The sequence below is a fragment of the Mesorhizobium sp. CNPSo 4661 genome, assembly GCF_057784215.1.
This window is the reverse complement of record NZ_JBWGIO010000017.1, coordinates 104,360-122,395: the sequence shown is the minus strand read 5'-3', so window position 1 is coordinate 122,395 and position 18,036 is coordinate 104,360. Positions and strand designations below refer to the sequence as shown.

Annotated in this window: 23 protein-coding genes and 2 pseudogenes; 13 read left to right on the top strand and 12 right to left on the bottom strand. The window is 58.9% G+C overall.

The features are described from left to right. The first annotated feature begins 484 nt into the window (after positions 1-484). Both AC0YKC_RS25165 and AC0YKC_RS25160 read left to right on the top strand, forming a co-directional pair. Positions 485-934 (top strand): BA14K family protein, encoded by a 450-nt coding sequence (locus AC0YKC_RS25165; protein ID WP_488513023.1) that lies wholly within the window; start codon positions 485-487, stop codon positions 932-934. A gap of 253 nt (positions 935-1,187) precedes the next feature. Then, positions 1,188-1,379, top strand: coding sequence for a hypothetical protein (locus AC0YKC_RS25160; protein ID WP_488513022.1), 192 nt, complete (start codon positions 1,188-1,190; stop codon positions 1,377-1,379). A 711-nt stretch (positions 1,380-2,090) separates the two neighbouring features. Here the strand turns inward: AC0YKC_RS25160 and AC0YKC_RS25155 are convergent. The 4 genes from AC0YKC_RS25155 to AC0YKC_RS25140 form a co-directional block, all read right to left on the bottom strand. Then, positions 2,091-2,483 (bottom strand): hypothetical protein, encoded by a 393-nt coding sequence (locus tag AC0YKC_RS25155; RefSeq protein WP_488513021.1) that lies wholly within the window; start codon positions 2,481-2,483, stop codon positions 2,091-2,093. A gap of 154 nt (positions 2,484-2,637) precedes the next feature. Continuing rightward, the gene (groL, locus tag AC0YKC_RS25150) at positions 2,638-4,275 is read right to left on the bottom strand and encodes a chaperonin GroEL (RefSeq protein ID WP_488513020.1); all 1,638 of its coding nucleotides are present in this window, start codon (positions 4,273-4,275) and stop codon (positions 2,638-2,640) included. A 52-nt stretch (positions 4,276-4,327) separates the two neighbouring features. Beyond that, the gene (locus AC0YKC_RS25145) at positions 4,328-4,645 is read right to left on the bottom strand and encodes a co-chaperone GroES (protein WP_488513019.1); all 318 of its coding nucleotides are present in this window, start codon (positions 4,643-4,645) and stop codon (positions 4,328-4,330) included. A gap of 257 nt (positions 4,646-4,902) precedes the next feature. Further along, positions 4,903-5,151: a hypothetical protein gene (locus tag AC0YKC_RS25140; RefSeq protein WP_488513018.1), complete on the bottom strand. Its 249-nt coding sequence runs from the start codon at positions 5,149-5,151 to the stop codon at positions 4,903-4,905. On the opposite strand from AC0YKC_RS25140, the gene AC0YKC_RS25135 reads away from it, so the two are divergent. The 9 genes and pseudogenes from AC0YKC_RS25135 (at position 5,150) to AC0YKC_RS25095 (ending at position 7,880) form a co-directional block, all read left to right on the top strand. Then, positions 5,150-5,446: a hypothetical protein gene (locus AC0YKC_RS25135; protein WP_488513017.1), complete on the top strand. Its 297-nt coding sequence runs from the start codon at positions 5,150-5,152 to the stop codon at positions 5,444-5,446. The genes AC0YKC_RS25140 and AC0YKC_RS25135 overlap by 2 nt on opposite strands. Further along, a complete protein-coding gene (locus AC0YKC_RS25130) occupies positions 5,406-5,774 on the top strand; it encodes a hypothetical protein (RefSeq protein WP_488513016.1) in 369 nt (122 codons plus the stop codon). Before AC0YKC_RS25135 ends, AC0YKC_RS25130 begins: the two co-directional genes overlap by 41 nt. A gap of 97 nt (positions 5,775-5,871) precedes the next feature. Further along, a complete protein-coding gene (locus tag AC0YKC_RS25125; RefSeq protein WP_488513015.1) occupies positions 5,872-6,108 on the top strand; it encodes a hypothetical protein in 237 nt (78 codons plus the stop codon). Further along, a complete protein-coding gene (locus AC0YKC_RS25120; protein WP_488513014.1) occupies positions 6,105-6,434 on the top strand; it encodes a hypothetical protein in 330 nt (109 codons plus the stop codon). Before AC0YKC_RS25125 ends, AC0YKC_RS25120 begins: the two co-directional genes overlap by 4 nt. Beyond that, on the top strand, positions 6,431-6,706 hold the full coding sequence (locus AC0YKC_RS25115; RefSeq protein ID WP_488513013.1) for a DUF1488 family protein: 276 nt from the start codon (positions 6,431-6,433) through the stop codon (positions 6,704-6,706). Before AC0YKC_RS25120 ends, AC0YKC_RS25115 begins: the two co-directional genes overlap by 4 nt. 10 nt (positions 6,707-6,716) lie before the next feature. Beyond that, a pseudogene (locus tag AC0YKC_RS25110) lies at positions 6,717-6,895 on the top strand (transglutaminase family protein); the annotation flags it as partial. 141 nt (positions 6,896-7,036) lie between these two features. Continuing rightward, entirely contained in the window at positions 7,037-7,219 is a 183-nt protein-coding gene (locus AC0YKC_RS25105; RefSeq protein ID WP_488513065.1) for a hypothetical protein, read from the top strand. A gap of 127 nt (positions 7,220-7,346) precedes the next feature. Beyond that, positions 7,347-7,565 carry a hypothetical protein gene (locus AC0YKC_RS25100; RefSeq protein WP_488513012.1) on the top strand — a complete coding sequence of 73 codons (219 nt, stop codon included), beginning with the start codon at positions 7,347-7,349 and terminating at the stop codon, positions 7,563-7,565. A 183-nt stretch (positions 7,566-7,748) separates the two neighbouring features. Next, positions 7,749-7,880 (top strand): hypothetical protein, encoded by a 132-nt coding sequence (locus tag AC0YKC_RS25095; RefSeq protein WP_488513011.1) that lies wholly within the window; start codon positions 7,749-7,751, stop codon positions 7,878-7,880. A gap of 553 nt (positions 7,881-8,433) precedes the next feature. Here the strand turns inward: AC0YKC_RS25095 and AC0YKC_RS25090 are convergent. The 7 genes and pseudogenes from AC0YKC_RS25090 to AC0YKC_RS25060 all read right to left on the bottom strand — a co-directional run bounded on the left by AC0YKC_RS25090 (position 8,434) and on the right by AC0YKC_RS25060 (position 15,791). Next, a pseudogene (locus AC0YKC_RS25090) lies at positions 8,434-9,110 on the bottom strand (aspartate/glutamate racemase family protein). 68 nt (positions 9,111-9,178) lie between these two features. Beyond that, positions 9,179-10,411, bottom strand: coding sequence for a MalY/PatB family protein (locus tag AC0YKC_RS25085; RefSeq protein ID WP_488513010.1), 1,233 nt, complete (start codon positions 10,409-10,411; stop codon positions 9,179-9,181). Positions 10,412-10,467: 56 nt separating this feature from the next. Further along, positions 10,468-11,196 carry an amino acid ABC transporter ATP-binding protein gene (locus AC0YKC_RS25080; RefSeq protein ID WP_488513064.1) on the bottom strand — a complete coding sequence of 243 codons (729 nt, stop codon included), beginning with the start codon at positions 11,194-11,196 and terminating at the stop codon, positions 10,468-10,470. 63 nt (positions 11,197-11,259) lie between these two features. Further along, complete coding sequence (locus AC0YKC_RS25075; protein WP_488513063.1) at positions 11,260-12,381, bottom strand: amino acid ABC transporter permease; 1,122 nt, start codon at positions 12,379-12,381, stop codon at positions 11,260-11,262. Between the two features lie 18 nt (positions 12,382-12,399). Beyond that, the gene (locus AC0YKC_RS25070; protein WP_488513009.1) at positions 12,400-13,587 is read right to left on the bottom strand and encodes an amino acid ABC transporter permease; all 1,188 of its coding nucleotides are present in this window, start codon (positions 13,585-13,587) and stop codon (positions 12,400-12,402) included. Between the two features lie 70 nt (positions 13,588-13,657). Next, a complete protein-coding gene (locus AC0YKC_RS25065) occupies positions 13,658-14,671 on the bottom strand; it encodes an amino acid ABC transporter substrate-binding protein (RefSeq protein WP_488513008.1) in 1,014 nt (337 codons plus the stop codon). A gap of 154 nt (positions 14,672-14,825) precedes the next feature. Further along, positions 14,826-15,791, bottom strand: a complete 966-nt coding sequence (locus AC0YKC_RS25060; RefSeq protein ID WP_488513007.1) for a LysR family transcriptional regulator — start codon at positions 15,789-15,791, stop codon at positions 14,826-14,828. 645 nt (positions 15,792-16,436) lie between these two features. Here AC0YKC_RS25060 and AC0YKC_RS25055 point away from each other — a divergent pair. Then, entirely contained in the window at positions 16,437-16,649 is a 213-nt protein-coding gene (locus AC0YKC_RS25055) for a helix-turn-helix transcriptional regulator (RefSeq protein WP_488513006.1), read from the top strand. Between the two features lie 245 nt (positions 16,650-16,894). Here the strand turns inward: AC0YKC_RS25055 and AC0YKC_RS25050 are convergent, their stop codons facing one another. Further along, positions 16,895-17,560: a hypothetical protein gene (locus AC0YKC_RS25050; RefSeq protein WP_488513005.1), complete on the bottom strand. Its 666-nt coding sequence runs from the start codon at positions 17,558-17,560 to the stop codon at positions 16,895-16,897. A gap of 89 nt (positions 17,561-17,649) precedes the next feature. Here AC0YKC_RS25050 and AC0YKC_RS25045 point away from each other — a divergent pair, with 89 nt between their 5' ends. Continuing rightward, a complete protein-coding gene (locus tag AC0YKC_RS25045; RefSeq protein WP_473590389.1) occupies positions 17,650-17,964 on the top strand; it encodes a helix-turn-helix domain-containing protein in 315 nt (104 codons plus the stop codon). Positions 17,965-18,036: the final 72 nt, after the last annotated feature.

Sequence of the window (18,036 nt, the reverse complement as noted above, 5' to 3'; positions counted from 1 at the left end):
GACGGGAAACCGAATGGAAGGCCCAAATGAACTTCTGGAAAACCACCATTCTGGAGGCTTCCTGGCTTCTTGCCGTTCCGCTGTCACTTCTCGGTACGATCGCCCTAGCCGGCTTTATTCTTCGCTGAAAACAGAATGACAGACGCTCCTGCGGGCCGCCGCGCCTACTGCCAGCTCGCGCAGGCTTGCACGAGGGCGGACGAATTTGGACTTGGAGAGAAGCTCAACCCCACCTCCATCTCGTTGTTCGATAATACAGGCGTCACCGTTCCGCAGCCAGGAATATTTTCAATTTAACGTCGTATCTCTTGAATAAATATGTCAATCATCAATAACTAGATTCATTAATAACTGTTATTTCGACGGCCTTTTCAGAATAAATCTACTGTTTTTATTTATCTTTTGGATTCACTAGGGAACGAAAAACGACTTGGAGAGTTTTTATATCGATAAAGAGCGTCAACAACCCTTTAAGGAAAAGACCATGAAAAAGATCGTAGCGAGTTTGCTCGCGGGCACATTGTCAGTGTCGTTTGCCGTCGCCGCCGTGCCCGCCGATGCTGCGCAGATATTCCAGCCACAAGCGTCTTTCGCGTCGCCCGACACACAGTCGGTCGACTACAAGCCCTGGATGAAGCACCGGAGCATCAATCGCAGTTTCTCCGGCAGTGACGGTGCATACTGGAATGGGCATCGAGGTTCCCGTGACTATCATCGCGGCTATCGCCGTCACGGCGACTACTGGTTCCCGCTCGCGGCCTTCGTCACCGGCGCGCTCATCACCGGCGCCATCGTCAACAGCGAGAACAATCGCGTCTATCGCGGCAACTCGCATGTGCAGTGGTGCTACGACCGGTACCGGAGCTATCGCGCCTCGGACAACACGTTCCAGCCCGATTACGGTCCTCGTCAGCAGTGCAATTCGCCCTATTGAAAACGGCGTCGATGGCGCCCGCGTGTCTCAGAAGCCCGCCACCGCAAGGTGGCGGGCTTTCCTGCACATTGCCCAGATCGAGCCATGCAGGCGCCGGAAGACGGCGCGGCCGAATCCGGCCATCGTCGATTGTTTAGGCTCCGCAACTCGAGCGGCGGAAAGAAAAAGGGCGGCAGATCTTTGACATTGGCCGCCTGTCCTCCGTGTTGCTCGCCTGTCGCGCCACGCGTCGAATTCCTATAAGCTTGGCGTCATGGATCAAAACAAAACGACACTAGAGCGCGCCTTCGAACTCGCCAAATCTGGAGGTTACGCCAATTTGGACGAGCTACGAACAAAGCTGAAAGCTGAAGGCTATGACCTCAAGCAGACGGAGGGCACCGCCCTTCGCAAACAGCTCAACCTGATCATGCAGAGTGGGAGAACGAATGCCTATCGGATCTGAAGCCTAGAAACGCTTCTACCACCGACCGCTTAGTTGGAGCAGCCGGGATCGGTCGAACCAACTCATCGACACGCTTAGGGCGGAGCTATGGTCGCTGGCCTGTTCGGACTGGAGTCCAGCACCATCGCCCGGTCGAGCCCTAATCCGCGCCGAGAAAAAGAAACGTCAGAAAGCCTGCCGCCAGAACCGTCAGGACCATCCCTACCAGGTGCCATAATGCACCGCCATCGCGGCAAGCGTCCAACGGCCGGCTACGGGATAAGCGTCACCATCAGTCCAAGTAGGCTGCGTCCCCTGTGCGGCACCCGATAGCCGGCGAGAATCTTGGGCCAGCCCGTTCGCCGTCCCGGAGCGGGGAGATGGATGTGGGTGGGTCGGTCAAAGACAATGGTCGGGCCTCGATGGATTTGGAGACTGCGCACCGAACGGCCTGTCAAGCAGAAGCCTGGTGAATGCTGAAGAGCAGCCGACCTCCCGTTGTCATATGTGTCGGTTGTCCTCGGCCGTCTGGCGAGCACGCCAGGGTGTGCTATCCCTGTCCGCTTTCCTGCGCCGTTCGGCAGCCGCGTCGCGGAGACTTTCGAAGCGGTTTGTTCGTTGTCGTCAGTTGCTGGCTTTGGAGCCGCTTTTTTGACATAGGCGATCATCGAATGGGAGAGCGAAAGAGACCGCCGGAACCTGCCCGGCGATCAGATCCCTCGCCTCAAAAGCCTATGCGGCGAGAGTCGTGGCGCAGCCTTGAACGCCCAGCCTGTCGGGGCTGCTCTGTCCGGGCATGGTCGCCCAGCCGCCCGCTGCGATGAAATCTCGTTTCGTGTAGCTATCGGTCAGGGCCTTCAACTTGGCGAGTTTTGCAGCCTTGTCCGGCGCCGCGTTGAATCGTTCGACGCATACGGCGGAGGCCAGTTCTCCGCGCGCGTTCTCGCCTGCCGTCGCCGCCATCGCTTGCGAGGTTCCGCCGGTCACCCAGCCGCCCCAGCTGAAGCCGACGACCATCGTGGCGACGATCGCCGCGATGCACGCCCAGACCAGCATGGTCTTCGAAGGCTGATAATCTTCCCAACGCCGCGAGAGGGATCGTTTCGTCGTGCTCTGCATAGCCATGGTATCAATCCTTTCCGATTGAAGTTACGATTGCCCTCCGCCGGCGGCGGGGGATTGAGGCACTGCCTTTGGATGTCGGCTCGGGCACGACGGCCTGAAACGAAAATACGAACTTTGCAGATGCCATACTTGGCATCCGCGACTGTCGATGCACTTAATAGTTCATCCCGCCCATGCCGCCGTTTCTGGCAGCCGAGGCCGCGGACTCCTTCGCCGGGATGTCGGCGATCATCGCTTCCGCGGTGATCAGCAGGGCGGCAATTGAGCCGGCATCCTGCAAGGCGGTGCGAACCACCTTGGCGGGGTCGACGATGCCGGCCTTGATCATGTCGACATAGGTTTCCGTCTGCGCGTCGAAGCCCTGGTTGCGATCCTTGCTCTCCGTGAGCCTGCCGACAACGATGGAGCCTTCAACGCCAGCGTTCTCGGCGATCTGCCGGACCGGCGCCTCCAGCGCCCTGAGCACGATCGAGATGCCGGCGCTGATGTCGGAATTGGCGCCCGTCAACGACGTCAGTACCGTCCTTGCGCGCAACAGCGCGACGCCGCCACCCGGAACGATGCCTTCCTCGACGGCCGCGCGGGTGGCGTTCAGGGCATCGTCGATGCGGTCCTTCTTTTCCTTGACCTCGGTTTCGGTCGCGCCGCCGACGCGGATCACCGCGACGCCGCCGGCGAGCTTGGCCAGCCGCTCCTGCAACTTTTCCTTGTCGTAGTCCGAGGTCGTTTCCTCGATCTGCCCCTTGATCTGGGCGATGCGCAAAGCGATGCTGGCCTTGTCGCCGGCGCCGTCGATGATCGTGGTCGTATCCTTCTCGATCACGACGCGCTTGGCGCGTCCGAGCATATCGAGCGTGACGTTCTCCAGCTTGACGCCGAGGTCCTCGGAGATCATCTGTCCGGCACTCAGCACGGCGATGTCTTCCAGCATGGCCTTACGGCGATCGCCGAATCCGGGCGCCTTGACGGCCGCGACCTTGAGGCCGCCGCGCAGCTTGTTGACGACCAGCGTTGCCAGCGCCTCGCCCTCGACGTCCTCGGAAATGATCAGCAGCGGCTTGCCGCTCTGTGCGACGGCCTCCAGGACCGGGAGCAAGGCTTGTAGATTGCCGAGCTTCTTCTCGTGGATGAGGATGTAGGAGTCTTCCATCTCCACGCGCATCTTTTCGGCATTGGTGACGAAGTAGGGCGAAAGATAACCGCGGTCGAACTGCATGCCCTCGACGACGTCGAGTTCTGTCTCGGCCGTCTTGGCCTCCTCCACCGTGATAACGCCGTCATTGCCGACCTTGTCCATCGCCTTGGCGATCATCTCGCCCACCGATGCGTCGCCATTGGCTGCGATGGTTCCGACCTGGGCGATCTCGCCGGACGATTTGACTTTCTTCGATTGCGCCTGGATTTCCCTGACGACGGCGGTGACGCCGAGATCGATGCCACGCTTGAGATCCATCGGGTTCATGCCCGCGGCGACCAACTTGATGCCCTCGCGCAGGATGGAAGCAGCAAGCACGGTCGCGGTGGTGGTGCCGTCGCCGGCAAGATCGTTGGTCTTGGAAGCCACTTCGCGCACCATCTGCGCACCCATGTTCTCGAACTTGTCGGCAAGTTCGATTTCCTTGGCGACGGTGACCCCGTCCTTGGTGATGCGCGGCGCGCCATACGCCTTGTCGATGACGACGTTGCGGCCTTTCGGGCCCAACGTCACCTTGACCGCATTGTTGAGCAGTTCGACACCGCGCAGCATGCGGTCGCGGGCATCGGTGGCGAATTTGATTTCCTTGGCAGACATGATGTTTGTCCAATCGATGTTTGAATGAGGGCGATCTTGAATGAGGCCGCGGTCAGGCGGCCTTGCTGGCGGCCGCCTCGGTCTTTTCGACGATGCCCATGATGTCGGCCTCCTTCATGATCAAGAGATCCTCGCCGTCGATCCTGACCTCGGTGCCGGACCATTTGCCGAACAGGATGTGATCGCCTGCCTTGACGTCGAGCGGCACCGGCTTGCCGTTTTCGTCCCGGGCACCGGGGCCGACGGCGATCACTTCGCCTTCCTGCGGCTTTTCCTTCGCGGTGTCGGGGATGATGATCCCGCCTTTGGATTTCAAATCACCTTCAGCGCGCCGGATGACGACGCGGTCGTGGAGTGGCCGGAATTTCATTGGTGTCTTTCTGCGGCCGGCGCATAGGGCGACCACGCCACCAAAATAGTGCATTTGGCACTCGATTGATAGGAGTGCCAAAATTAATTCTCGCGTATCTCAAAAAATACCTCCAATATCAATTTATCGGAAAGTAAGAGATACGCGTTTTTTGTTCATAATATCGTTCGCTCAAGCCGATTGCTTATTTTGGACGGTTCTAACTTTTTTATTCGACAGCGAAATAAAGTTCACGTCGCGCCTTGTTCGCAACTGAATTAAAGCGCATATAAGGAACTCGTCGATTTGGCCGATTTGGCTTTTGCGGTGTCAGAGACCCGCCATTCACCACCGAATTCTCGATAGCGGTTCCATGCGCCGATCCGGCGCGTGCGCCGCTCCGTTCGAACCTTGGAATGAACGTCGGCGCTGACCACGGATGTACTGGCGGCATCGGCATCGTTCCGGTTCGGATGGGGAATGATGCGGGAGGCGCCTCCGCGTGCTCCCGCGAAAGTCGCAACCATGACAAGCCGTACCACACAGACCGTCGTTCACTTCTCCGCGCCGTTCCGGCTGCCGGACTTCGACACACTGCAGCCGGCTGGAGACTATCGCGTTGACCATGACGAGGAAGCAATCGAGGGCGCCTCCTGGCTTGCCTGGCGACGTGTTGCCGCTTTCATCCACTTGCCGGCCATCGGAATGCGTGGACCTACGCAGCAGATGGTGCCGATCAATCCGGCGGACCTCGACGCCGCCCTCGAAAAGGATAACAACCATGACCACCATGAGCATTCAGCGACGCTCCGGGCATACTAATCGCCGCGCGATGCCGATGCATCTCTTCACTATTGGACAAGCTGTCCGCCTGCGCGGCAACTTCGGCACATTCCCGAAGACCTCGGAAGTCTACCGCGTCACCGGCACGCTCCCGCCGAGGGGAGATTCGCCACAATACCGCATCCGCAACGACGAGGAGCGGCATGAGCGGGTGGCCACACAGGACAGCCTCGAACCAATCCGTCCTTCGCAATCCAGCGAAGGCGCAACCCTCATCGAAAGGACGTTCGGCCATGGCCAAGGGACAAAGACGCAGCAATCGCGAGATCAGGAAGCCGAAGCAGGAAAAGGCGTCGCCCAAGTCTGAAAGCGGATCCGGCAGCCCGATCAAGGCCGCGAACAGCAACGCTTCGCGCGGCAACGGCAAGGGCTGATGACCGCGATGGGATCGGGGGGCAAGAACAATGAAGGTCGTGATCGAATTCTACCGGACCCGCGACGCCGACAATGCCCATGCCCTCGTCGGTCGTGAAACCGTTGAGGTCGACGATCTCGACGGCGCCATGGCAGCCGCGCGCCTTTTGGCGCGGACCCTCGACATGCCACAGCATCCCGACTCCATGATGATCACCGACGCAAACGGCAAAATGCACTACTCCGGCATCATCGGCTCGGAAGCGGTGAAAGAAGGAAGGCAATGACCATGAATACGCACATCAAGGAAACGGAACGGAAGCGACTTGCCACCGCGATCAGCGTCTGGGAGAACGAAGGTGGTGCCCCCGGCCACGATTCAATGCACCATCAATATGGCCGCCGTATCGAAGCCGACCGCTCCTGGTCGATCTATCATGTTTTTTCCGGTGTTCCGGCACGCTTCGGCGGCGATGCTATGACCGGCTTGAGTTGTCTGGACGCGACGAGCGGCATGCTGCGTTTAAATCTGCGCAATGCCGAGCGCCGCAGGGAACGCATCGAACTCTTGTCCTTGAACACCGTCGCGAAACCGGCGGAGTGCGGATCATGACTCTGGCTTTCCCCAACCCAACCCGCAGCTTCGATGAAACGCGTAATGCCGTTCGCTTCGTGGGCCATGACGGCATGTTCCAAATCCGCTTTTTCGTCGAGGCCGATGTGCTCACGAAGTCGCACAGCGCCAAACGCGAGGCGGCCGCGCTGGAAGTCAAATGCCTGTCGGCTTTCGACGCATTGCGCACGTCCATCTACGATGTCGCGCGCAAGGCCTATTCCCACGACCGCCGCGATTCCTATACGCTAACAGCCGCGAATTTCCGATAGGCGGATCTTCATGCTGATCCGCTATGGTTACGAGATCACGCTAACCTGCCAGCAGCCCACGGCGCTGGTCTGCCTGTTATCGGTCCATGAGGATCGCGCGGCTGACATCAGGGAGCCGGAGACGACGTCACCAATCCCGACGTACCAGCCTCTAGCTACCGCGATCTGTTCGGGAACCATTGCCGGCGTTCAGGACGCAAAGCGGTGGGAAGAGGCCGGCGGGGACTCCTGATTGGCAAGGCCGATATTGCGGTTCAGCGCTCCTGGCCCGGTCATGTGGAGCAATCGCCGAATGTCGACTGCCTCATTTCATTTGAAAGGATAAGATCCATGAGAACCATGAAGACACCGGATGCCCCGCCCGTCGTGATCGTGACGGTCGCCAAATCATCCAAGATTATGTCAGCTCGGCTGATGATCAGAACCGACGAAGCGGCAAGGCGCAGGATCGCTGACACCGACGGCACTCTAAGGCGGTCACGCGAACTCGCAGAACGCAACCGCCTGATTTGAACCACCCCGTCGTTGGACAAAAGGTGTCTGCCGCAACAGCCGCCATCGTGATTAGAGCCGAAAACTGCATTTCCCAGCGAGGCAAGGTTGGGGTTCAGGGGATCGGCTGACGAGTGGGAGAGTGACAATGGCAACCGTCGAATTGATAACTGTTGAGGAGCGGCCCGGGGGCCAGCTTCTATTTAATGTTCGCGTCACCTCAACCGCTGGCAAAATAGAACTGCCGATCGCCATCGAGGGTCAAGGATCCGTCGCTTCGAACGAAACCACGGTTCTTCAGGTCGCGCTTGATTTTGCCAAAGACCTAGAGGCTTCTGTCCGGCTTCGCCTTGGAGTGGAGCAATAGGGTCTTTAGCTGCGACGAGTCACTGTGCCAATGATCAGGTCCGGACACGAAGCAAGACCTAGCAGCTTGCTTGGGCTAAAAAGCCGACCGTGCATCCGGCGACCGATTTGCGCCCGGCCGCTTCGCCAGGGACCGACCTCATGTGTCAACGGCGTGGGCTCTGATAGTGGAGGTACCGACATCATGAGCATCATCGGCGAGACGGTGACCGTCCAGAGCGCCACCTGCCGCTTTTTTGTCGCCACAGCGGCTTCCACGACTAACGCTGACCGAAGCCTTGGCCCTGCTTCGGATGCCACGCCCGCCGAGGCGTAGCTTGAAGCAAGAACTGCTCCGCCGGGTGGCGGCCATCGGGCTATTGACGTAGGCCTGTCGCGGCCATCTCGATCAGGTTTCATAGTTGAGTCCTTCACGGCGTCTCGGGTTTGCATTTCTTGCTTTGCCAACCTTTGTCCTTCACTTGGCCGCGAAGTTTCTTTGGCTGCGCCCTTAACTTCGTCTTTGTGAATCGTTCTCTCCTTTTGAGCAGCGACGTCTGCTTACAGGCGGCGGCCAAGCTGGCTCAAATGGCCGACATGCGGCGCAAAGCTGCCGTTCGCGTCGTCGTTAGCTTTCGGGTCAGACTCTGCCGTTCCCTACGGGTCTTTGCAGCACCGAGACAGGCCCATCACGCCCGACACTGTAGAAAATATCGGATGGTCTCTGAGTGGGGGGAAAGGCGGTAGCGCTCTCCCGCTACCAAAATTATCATAAGCCTTTGAAATCACAGCAAAATCACGGATATGTGGTAGCGCCTGCTCCAAAGAATCTTGAATGATTTCAAGGCCTGAGGCCATACGGACGTGCACCTGGCGAAGGACCGCCCCGCTTACTCGAACCTGTCCAGCACCTTCGCGCACGCCGGCGTAGCCCACACGCCACGTTTGGGAGGCGCAAGGCCGCAACGTATCAGCGTCTCAGCTAGGCCGACCGCAGCGCCGACGCCGTCGACCACAGGAACATCGTGCTTGCGCTGGAGGGTGGAGGCAAACTCGGCCATGCCCGCGCATCCCAGCGCAACGCCCTCCGCTCCGAGCACGATGCCTTTGCGAATGAGCTCCGAAATTCGTTCGGACGCATCACTCTCAGGTCTCTCCAACTCAAGGACCGGTATGTCGCAAGCAAACACGCCGCGACAGCGATGGGAGAATCCGTAGCGGCGAATGTTGTCTTCAATGATCGGCGCGGAACGCGACAGGGTGGTTACGACACAGAAGCTGTGAGCGACGAGGCTGACGGCATGGAGCGAAGCTTCACCGATGCCGATGACTGGCTTGGTGGCGATCGCCCTTGCCGCGTCGAGCCCGTATCGTCGAAGCAGGCTATGATATGAGCCTCGACACTGTCCGCTTCCGCCGCAACCACCTGCTTGAGCAGGCCGGGTACGGAGAGTGCACCGTCAAATGGCCCTTCAATCGCTTCTGGTCCAACCATTGGCTGCATGCCGACTATCTCCGTCCCCGGGCCTGCTGCCGCCACGGCGGCGGCGACGATCCTTCTGGTCATCGAGGCGGTCGTGTTGGGATTGATGACGGCAATTCGCATTCGGAAAATCCTGGCTTGGTTCTGCTCGATCACAACGATGCCAGCGCGCTGGACATGCGCTCTAGCCCTCGGCGTAGCAGAGGCCGCGGGCAGCCGACGTTCAAGCGGATGAAACCTTCACCGCCAGGGCCATAGACGCGGCCGTCGTAAAGATTGACCCCTGCCCGATCGACGAAGAACTTCTGAATTCCTCCCACTCGGCGATCAAGGCCGCGAGCATCCAACCACACCAGAAACGACGCGTCGGGCCGCATGGGCGTGATGCCTGGAAGGTGTTCACCGGCAAATTCGCAAACGAGATCAATGTTGCTGGCGATGTAGCCTGTGAGGTGGTCGAGCCATGGCGCGCCGGTGCTGTAGGCAACCTCCAGGGCAAGGCGGCCAAAAAAGTTTGCGTTCACCATGAAGGATGCCTGCATTGCCGCAAGAAGCTTCTCGCGGCGCTTTTTGTTCGCCACTGAAATGGTCGCAGAAGGAACCCCGGCCAGGTTGAAAGTTTTCGTCGGAGCGGTGCAAATGAATGACTTCTCTGCGGCATCGTCGGAAATGGAAGAGAAGGCGATGTGCGGACGATCCGACAACCTTATGTCGCAGTGAATGTCATCCGATATGACCAGGACCCCATGGCGCTCACAAATGTGGTTCAGCGCCGCCAATTCCTCCCGGGTCCAGGCTTTTCCGGCGGGGTTGTGAGGATTGCAGAGCAGGAACGCCTTGGCGCCGCCGGCCGCCAGTTTCTCGAAATCCTCCAGGTCGAGCTCATATCTGTTGTCTTGCAGCCTCAGCCGGTTGGTCAGCAAAACCCGCCCATTTCCTTGAACCACTTCGAAATAGGGCGAGTACACGGGTGACTGCACGATGATGCTGTCACCGGGCTTGGTGAATGTTCGCAGTATCGCAGCCACTGATGGCATGATCGCTGGCGCGGGAAGCAGGGTCTCCAGCATCGGCGACCAGTTGTGCCGGCGCGTGAACCACGATTGCACGATCTCATAGTGACGCGGATCGCGGCGGGTGTAGCCGTAAATGCCATGGTCCGCGGCTTCGCGCAGCCGCGTAATGACAGGTTCGGGAGCCCGGAAATCCATATCCGCCGTCCACAGCGATAGCAGATCCTGGCCTTCGACCTGCGGCGAGAACTCATCCCACTGATTGGCCCATTTGACCGATCCGAATTGCTGGCGGTCGTGGATTTGGTCGAAATCTATTCCCGCACTGTTTCGTTGCCCAACCGTCGATGCGGGCGTGTCTGCACAAGCCATTTGATAATCACCCGGAAAAATCTGTTGCCACGGTTACGGCCGCTTTGCGGACGTCTCTATTTGAGAATTTGGGCCAAGAACTGCCGAGCCCTCTCCGATCGGGGATTCGCGAAGAACTGATGAGGCGTGTTCGTCTCGACGATCTCCCCGCGGTCCATGAACACCACGCGATCGGCCACCTCTCGCGCGAAGCCCATCTCATGCGTCACGCACAGCATCGTCATGCCTTCGCTGGCGAGCGATACCATCGTTTCGAGGACCTCCTTGACCATCTCGGGATCGAGGGCAGAGGTTGGCTCGTCGAAGAGCATAATCTTCGGGCTCATGCAGAGCGCCCGGGCAATTGCAGCGCGCTGCTGCTGGCCACCCGACAATTGCCCTGGGTAGCTGTTAGCCTTTTCTGAGATGCGGACCCGCTCCAGATAGTGGCGCGCCAATTCCTCAGCCGCCGACCGAGGCATCTTCCTCACCCAAACCGGCGCAAGCGTGCAGTTCTCAAGCACCGTGAGGTGGGGAAACAGATTGAAGTGCTGAAAGACCATCCCGACATTGCTTCGGACTTCGTCGATCTTGCGCAGATCCTCGGTTACCGCTTTGCCGTTGACGATGATCTCGCCTGACTGATGTTCCTCGAGATGGTTGACGCATCGGATCATCGTCGATTTACCCGACCCGGAGGGGCCGCAGATCACGATGCGTTGCCCCTGCGGCACCGAGAGGCTGACGTTCTTGAGCGCATGGTATGAGCCGAACCATTTGTTGACGTCACGCAGTTCGATCGCCATCGCCTTGTTGGGGGGCGTTCCCTTCGTCGCTGCATACATTGCTTGGGTCATCACCATCGCTTCCTAGGATTTGTGGCCGCGCGCCAGCTGGCGCTCCATCGATTGCGAATAGCGGGACATGCTGAAGCAGAAGCCCCAGTAGACCAGTCCCGCATAGAGGTAGCCGGTGGACGAGATCGTTGGGCCGGCCCAGTTCGGATCGACCCGCGCCGTTTCGACGGCCTTCAGGAAATCCGCTATGCCAACGATCGCGACCAGGGTCGTGTCCTTGAACAGGCCGATGAAGGTGGAAACGATGCTCGGTATGACGATCGTCAGCGCCTGCGGGAGCACGATCAGGCGCATCATGTTGAAGTAGCTGATCCCGAGCGCGTTTGCCGCCTCGTATTGGCCTTTCGGGATCGCCTGGAGGCCAGCCCTCACAACCTCGGCCATATAGGCCGACGAGAACAACGCTATCGCAATGAGCGGGCGCAAGAGACGATCTGGCGTCAAGTATTCCGGCACGAAGAGCGGCATCATGAAGTTGGCCATGAACAGCACCGTGATAAACGGCACCCCCCGCACGACTTCGATGAATGTGACGCAAACCGCCTTGATGAATGGCAGTTCGGACCTGCGCCCGAGAGCGAGGATGATCCCGATCGGAAGTGAGAAAACAATGCCCACAATCGACATCAGGAGCGTGATCAAAAGGCCGCCCCAGAGCGTCGTGTCGATGACAGGCAACCCGAGAGAAGCGACGCCGCGAACGAGAACGAACGAGGCAACGGGATAGACAAGGAAGAAGAGCAGCGCCGCCAGCTTGCGCTGCGGCGCCTTCGTCCACAACAGCCATGCGACCAAGACAGCGCCGAGAAGCTCGGCGAGATCAACGCGCCACCGCTCCGAAACCGGGTAGGCGCCATATCGCAGATAGTCGAACTTCTCGGCGATGAAGGGCCAGCAGGCTCCTTCGCCGCTCGCGCGGCAGGCTTCCCGGCCACCGCTCCAGACCGCGTTGAAGATCGCAAAGCTCAAGAAGTGATGCAGCAGCCACGCGGCAAGAAGGACAAAGCCTATTGTCAACGCGCATGAAGAAGGTGTCGAGAACAGGTTCTTTTTCATCCAGGTGACTGGACCCGGCCGAATGTCCGCGGGCGGCGCCATCGCCGGTATGAGCGCGCTGACAATTGGCGAATGCATGGATTGATCAGTCATGCATCACCTCTCGACGATCGCAAAATGACGGTTGCACGCATTCATGGCCAACGACGTGGCAATGGAGATAACGAGATAGACGGACAGGGTAATCGCCATGACCTGGACGGCGGCACCAGTCTGGTTGAGCACCGTCCCGGCAAAAATCTGAACGAGGTCGGGATAGCCGATGAACACCGCAAGCGATGAGTTCTTGATGAGATTGAGGTATTGGCTCGTCAGCGGCGGTATGATGATCCGCAGCGCCTGTGGAACGACGACCAGGCGAAGTGTCTTGCCCGGCGCCAGCCCGAGCGCATATGCAGCCTCGGTCTGCCCTTTTGGTACGGCTTGGATGCCGCTCCGGACAATCTCGGCGATGTAAGATCCGGTGTAGACCGACAGGCCGATCAGGAGCGCGGCGAACTCCGGGTAGAGCTGGTGTCCGCCTTGAAAATTGAAACCTTTTAGCTGCGGCGCGACAAACGAGACCGGCTCGCCGGCAGCCAGGAATATGATCAGCGGAAACCCTATCAGGGTCACCAGGCTGATCAGAAGGACCGGCAGCTGTTTGCCTGTTTGTCTCTGCACACTTCTGGCGTGGAACCAGAATAGAATGCAGCACAAAATAGCCGCTACAAAAGCCAGGCCCACCAGCCCTGCTCCCGAATGCAACTGGATCTCCGGAACGATGAGACCGCGATTGTTGAGGTAAATGCCGCCGGGGATCGCGATCGACGCCTTTGGCGGCGGCAACGGCTTGAGGACGGCGTTGTACCAGAACAGCAGTTGCAGCAACAATGGAACATTGCGCACAACCTCGACATACGAGGTCGCGACCTTCGAAACGATCCAGTTCTGCGACAGGCGGGCGACGCCGACGACAAAGCCAAGCAAGGTCGCCAACAGGATTGCCAGCACGCTGACGTAGAGGGTGTTGACCACTCCGACCCAGAAGGCCTGGCCGTAGGTGGACAGCGCATCGTATGGTATCAAGGTTTGATTGATGTCGAAGCCGGCAGCCTCATTCCAGAAATCGAATGAGAGCGGAATCCCCCGTATCCGCATATTCGAAGCGGTCTGCATGCCGATGCCCAGGACCAGGGCCAGAAGGCCGCCGGCGAGCAAGAGCTGGTAGAAAACGCCTCGCACTTTCTTATCGTGCAGCGACAGGCTCCGGCGCGACGGCGCGGGAAGCGACAAATCGGACATGGCCTGTTCCTATCGGGGGCTGTGCAAGGCGCCGGCGGTGACGCACCAGGGCCTTGCGAACACGCTCTGTCTAGCGGATCGGCGGAGCGTACTGAACGCCGCCCTTGTTCCAGAGCGCGTTCATGCCGCGCTCCATTTTCAGCGGCGAGTCCTTGCCGATATTCCGGTCAAAAACTTCGCCATAGTTGCCGACCTGCTTGATCACCTGAACCGGCCAGTCGTCGCCGAGCCCGATGTCCTTGCCTATGCTGCCTTCCACGCCGAGCAGGCGGCGGATGCTGGGATTGTCCGACGATTTCATGGCATCGACGTTCTTGGAGGTGACCCCATATTCTTCCGCGGCCACCATTACGTAGAGCGTCCATTTCGCTACGTTGAACCACTGGTCGTCACCCTGCCGGACCGCCGGCCCAAGCGGCTCCTTTGAGATCAACTCAGGAAGCACGACGCTGTCGTCCGGATTGGCCATGCGAAGCCGCGACGCGTTCAGGGTGGAGGTGTCCGCGGACAGAACGTCGCAACGTCCTTCCTCGTAGGCCTTCACGACAGCTTCTTCGTCGGCGAAACCAACCGTGGTGTACTTGATCGATTGCGAGCGAAAATAGTCGGCAAGGTTCAACTCGGTCGTGGTGCCTTGGGTGACGCAGATCGATGCACCGTCAAGCCCCTTGGCCGACGTGACGTTCTCCGTCTTGTGGACCATGAATCCCTGGCCATCGTAAAAATACGTGCCGGCGAACAATATGCCGAGCGACGTGTCACGCGACGAGGTCCAGGTTGCATTGTGCGCGAGAATATCGATCTCCCCCGACTGCAAGGCGGTGAAGCGATCTTTTGGCGTCAACGGGATGAACTTGACCTTCTGCGCATCGCCGAGCACGGCAGCGGCGACAGCGCGACAGTAGTCGACGACAAATCCGGTCCATTTGCCTTCATTGTCGGGAAGGCTGAAGCCGGCCGTCGCCGAGTTTGTGCCACATGTGAGCACGTCATTTTTCTTGACACTGTCGAGTGTTGCGGACCACGCCGAGGAGGCGGGGCACGCAATAGCGAGGGCAAGCAGGCCCTTGAACGTTGATCTCATTTCGGCATTCCCCTGTTTTTGTTAGAGGAATGTTCTCCCAAGCCAAACTATTCGTCAAATTGATTGTCCTCATTGTCAAAATGAGCATCATTCATAATTATGCGGGTGGGCATGAGGTCCGCCCGTGATTGATCGGAAGGGCGCTCGCAGGCTATTATTCGGTTGGCCCCGCAGCCTGACGGTCCGCGATCAATCCTTGGCTCTTTTTCGCCCGTGACTCGTTGTAAATATTGACGATCATTTCCCGAATCCACCTGGTACCTGGATCGTTCGCCATCTGGCGATGAACGATGAGCCAGGCATTGACATTCGATATGGGAAGGGGCGGCTGGAGCAGGCTCACCTCACTCCTCTCATCCAGCATTTGTAGAATGGCGTCGCCACAATGTGTGATCAGTTCGGTGCCGCGCAACGCCCACGGAAGCACCAGGTAATTCGAGATGGTTGCAACAACGTTGCGTCGCAGGCCGAGCTGCTTGAGGGCGGCATCCGCGAGGCCTTCTGCCAGACCGTCCGCGGAAATCTGCAGGTGGGAGCTGGCCAGATATGTTTCCAGCGTCATAGGGTTTTGAGCGATCTTGCTTCCGCTCCACACCGCACAGAACAATCGATCCTGGCCGAGTTCCACCTTCAAGAGACTTGCATCGTCGCGTATTGCGGCCCCCGTCAGCGCGCAATCGACTTGCCTCAGATAGACGGATGAACCGATTTCGGGTCCGTTTGCCGGAATGATATTCAGCGTCGCGCCAGGCGCTTGCCTCGAAAACTCCCGAATGAGCCCGGGGATGAAAATCATGGCGTGATAGTCGGTGAGTCCAACACGAAAGTTGCGCCGCGTCGTTGCCGGATTGAACACCTGATGCCGGTCGATCGACGCTCGGATCGTCGCCAGTGCGGTGGAAATATCCGGCAGCAACTCCACGGCCCGAGGGGTCGGCCGCATCTCCCCGCCGTCTCTCGTGAACAATTCGTCCTGCAACAGATAGCGAAGTTTTGACAGAGAATGACTTACGGCCGATTGCGTTCTTCCCAACTCGGTAGCCGCACGCGTGACACTCCTCTCACGCATCATTACGTCGAAAACTCTTAGCAGGTTGAGGTCGATATCATTGAAATTCATGAGACCTTCCCCGTTCTGTTCTGCCTAGGGCGAAATGACAGAGCATAGGGGATCCCGATCTGCAACCAAGTGGCCGTGGCCAGCGATATCGAGCAACCCGAGAAATTTGAAAGTCGGCTTAGCAATCGGTTCGAAATTGTGACTTGGATCGCAGATGACGCCTGAGTAGCGAGATCTTCGCTCAGGCGCAGCAGCGAAGCCGAAACTCGCATTTCGATCGGTGGGGGGAAAGGCGGTAGCGCTCTCCCGACTCGAACCCCCGAATATGCGGTTCGATCATGCTTGCATCACTGCATGTCCAGGGCCGTCAACTTCCTTCATGAGCGCGCGAAATTCAGCTGGAGGCGCAAGGCAGAAAGTGAGAAAAGCTTCCAGGTTCCCCAGGCAAACTGGACTCGGGGCGCACATCGACTTTCTCCTGGGGATCCCTCAGTGTCAGGCCTTCGTTTCGGCCTAGAACTCGCCTTCCATCACGGCATCGACCTCGGCCGAGGCTGGGGCATTGGTCTCTAGCTAGACCGTCCTATTTGCCGCCGTCCCTACGCCGGGGCACTACTACCCGGAAAACCCTCTTGCGCGCCCGTGAGTGTCGGTCCTCTCTGGATCAGGAGCAGTCACAAACAGCCAGCAGGAGGCAGCGCAACCATGCCTGAACCAGACCGGATCATCCGCTTGAAAACCGTCCTTTCCCGGACCGGTCTGTCCCGTTCTACGATCTATCGCAAGATCGCCGAAGGCACCTTCCCGCGCCAGATCCAAATCAGCGTCCACGGTGCAGGCTGGCATGAATCCGATATCAGCCGCTGGATCACCGATCCCGTATCATGGCGCCCGCAAGACAAGGGCGAACAGTTGTGATGAGGGCGATGCACGATATGCGGGAAGCTGGCTGATCGAGACGCGCAGTCGCCGCCTGGGCGAGCGAACACGGCAAACCGGAAACGATAGTCGGCCTCGCGCCCATCAAAACGGGTTGCTCAAGCAAGGCAACTTTGGAGCACCACGAGCTGCTTGTATGCTTCCTGAACCCCTGCCGGATGGGTGACCATCCCTCAGGTTGAGACAGAAGGCTTCCAGGAAGCGGCGGCGGCCGTGAAGGACGGTTACCCGATCCAGCATCCCGCGATCATCTCAGATCGATATTTATGGTGGCGGGCGAGGTCATCCAGCACCGAGCGGATATGCGGCCAGGGGAAATCGTCTGGATGTTCCCAGTGCTCACCGTCACGCAGGATCACCTTGAGCTTGGCCAAAATGCCTTCGATGGACGTGGCCGCTGTCTGCGGTAGATCGTCCAGAAGGTCGCTTTCGGCTGTTTCCGATTGTCGGATCAGTTCGTCTGTTCTCGAATAGCCGATCTCAGCATCAGCAGCGTCCCAGCGCGACTGGTGTGCCGCGAAATCCGCGAGCGCCCTGCCCCACTCGACTTCATTTTCGGGAGAGTAGGCATCGTTCAGGCTCTCGATGGAATGGAGCGTTACGTCCGTACCATCGACAAGCCGCACCTCGGCGCAGGGAAAGCCGACCGTCCTGGCGAGGAGTGTCTCCAACCGCTGCTGTTCGCGGCACAACGCCAGTGTCTCATCGTGGATCTTTTGCCAGTTCCCACACAGACGAAGAGCAGGATCGGCCACGCTGCTGCCGTCCGTCAGTTCGGCGGCCCGCGTCTTTCCATGGAAGGGCCAAGCCGCCGCGGCCGCGGCCGTGCCCGCCAGCAAGCGCCGCCGGGTGACGAAAAACGCACTCATGCTATTGTCGGAATCAGCCATGATCCGAGCTCCTAACAGCTGGGTTGTGGTGAGGCCGCATCGAGTGTTCGCGCATTCGGTGCGGCCGCTTTCTGAAAACGAAAGGATTATTGGTTTTTAGAAAACCGCTGTCAACGTTTTCCGAAAAAGCTTGCGATTTTCATGAGTTATTACCAGTTTGCGACATGGATTCTGCTCAATGTCGCGCCGCACGAGCGCTGCTGAAATGGACGCAAGAGGATCTCGCCGCCCGCTCCGGCGCGAGTGCTGTTACCATTCGCAATTTCGAAAACGACCGTTCTGTTCCTCAAACAGGAACGCGATACCTCCTTCAAAAAACGCTTGAGAATGCCGGCATCGAGTTCATTCCTGAAAATGGCGGTGGTGTCGGCGTGCGTCTGTCACGGCGTTCCGAAAGGACGTAGGATCGGTGAAGTAGCTCCCGGTAGGCAAGGCAAAGCGCGTCCATTAGCCGACAATCATTCGATTGCGGCGGC

What these genes read in the sequence shown, in the direction of transcription:
- AC0YKC_RS25165 (WP_488513023.1), top strand. Translation starts at nt 485, where the DNA reads ATGAAAAAGATCGTAGCGAGTTTGCTCGCGGGCACATTGTCAGTGTCG.
- AC0YKC_RS25160 (WP_488513022.1), top strand. Translation starts at nt 1,188, where the DNA reads ATGGATCAAAACAAAACGACACTAGAGCGCGCCTTCGAACTCGCCAAA.
- AC0YKC_RS25155 (WP_488513021.1), bottom strand. Translation starts at nt 2,483, where the DNA reads ATGGCTATGCAGAGCACGACGAAACGATCCCTCTCGCGGCGTTGGGAA.
- groL (WP_488513020.1), bottom strand. Translation starts at nt 4,275, where the DNA reads ATGTCTGCCAAGGAAATCAAATTCGCCACCGATGCCCGCGACCGCATG.
- AC0YKC_RS25145 (WP_488513019.1), bottom strand. Translation starts at nt 4,645, where the DNA reads ATGAAATTCCGGCCACTCCACGACCGCGTCGTCATCCGGCGCGCTGAA.
- AC0YKC_RS25135 (WP_488513017.1), top strand. Translation starts at nt 5,150, where the DNA reads ATGACAAGCCGTACCACACAGACCGTCGTTCACTTCTCCGCGCCGTTC.
- AC0YKC_RS25140 (WP_488513018.1), bottom strand. Translation starts at nt 5,151, where the DNA reads ATGGTTGCGACTTTCGCGGGAGCACGCGGAGGCGCCTCCCGCATCATT.
- AC0YKC_RS25130 (WP_488513016.1), top strand. Translation starts at nt 5,406, where the DNA reads ATGACCACCATGAGCATTCAGCGACGCTCCGGGCATACTAATCGCCGC.
- AC0YKC_RS25125 (WP_488513015.1), top strand. Translation starts at nt 5,872, where the DNA reads ATGAAGGTCGTGATCGAATTCTACCGGACCCGCGACGCCGACAATGCC.
- AC0YKC_RS25120 (WP_488513014.1), top strand. Translation starts at nt 6,105, where the DNA reads ATGACCATGAATACGCACATCAAGGAAACGGAACGGAAGCGACTTGCC.
- AC0YKC_RS25115 (WP_488513013.1), top strand. Translation starts at nt 6,431, where the DNA reads ATGACTCTGGCTTTCCCCAACCCAACCCGCAGCTTCGATGAAACGCGT.
- AC0YKC_RS25105 (WP_488513065.1), top strand. Translation starts at nt 7,037, where the DNA reads ATGAGAACCATGAAGACACCGGATGCCCCGCCCGTCGTGATCGTGACG.
- AC0YKC_RS25100 (WP_488513012.1), top strand. Translation starts at nt 7,347, where the DNA reads ATGGCAACCGTCGAATTGATAACTGTTGAGGAGCGGCCCGGGGGCCAG.
- AC0YKC_RS25095 (WP_488513011.1), top strand. Translation starts at nt 7,749, where the DNA reads ATGAGCATCATCGGCGAGACGGTGACCGTCCAGAGCGCCACCTGCCGC.
- AC0YKC_RS25085 (WP_488513010.1), bottom strand. Translation starts at nt 10,411, where the DNA reads ATGGCTTGTGCAGACACGCCCGCATCGACGGTTGGGCAACGAAACAGT.
- AC0YKC_RS25080 (WP_488513064.1), bottom strand. Translation starts at nt 11,196, where the DNA reads ATGGCGATCGAACTGCGTGACGTCAACAAATGGTTCGGCTCATACCAT.
- AC0YKC_RS25075 (WP_488513063.1), bottom strand. Translation starts at nt 12,381, where the DNA reads ATGCATTCGCCAATTGTCAGCGCGCTCATACCGGCGATGGCGCCGCCC.
- AC0YKC_RS25070 (WP_488513009.1), bottom strand. Translation starts at nt 13,587, where the DNA reads ATGTCCGATTTGTCGCTTCCCGCGCCGTCGCGCCGGAGCCTGTCGCTG.
- AC0YKC_RS25065 (WP_488513008.1), bottom strand. Translation starts at nt 14,671, where the DNA reads ATGAGATCAACGTTCAAGGGCCTGCTTGCCCTCGCTATTGCGTGCCCC.
- AC0YKC_RS25060 (WP_488513007.1), bottom strand. Translation starts at nt 15,791, where the DNA reads ATGAATTTCAATGATATCGACCTCAACCTGCTAAGAGTTTTCGACGTA.
- AC0YKC_RS25055 (WP_488513006.1), top strand. Translation starts at nt 16,437, where the DNA reads ATGCCTGAACCAGACCGGATCATCCGCTTGAAAACCGTCCTTTCCCGG.
- AC0YKC_RS25050 (WP_488513005.1), bottom strand. Translation starts at nt 17,560, where the DNA reads ATGGCTGATTCCGACAATAGCATGAGTGCGTTTTTCGTCACCCGGCGG.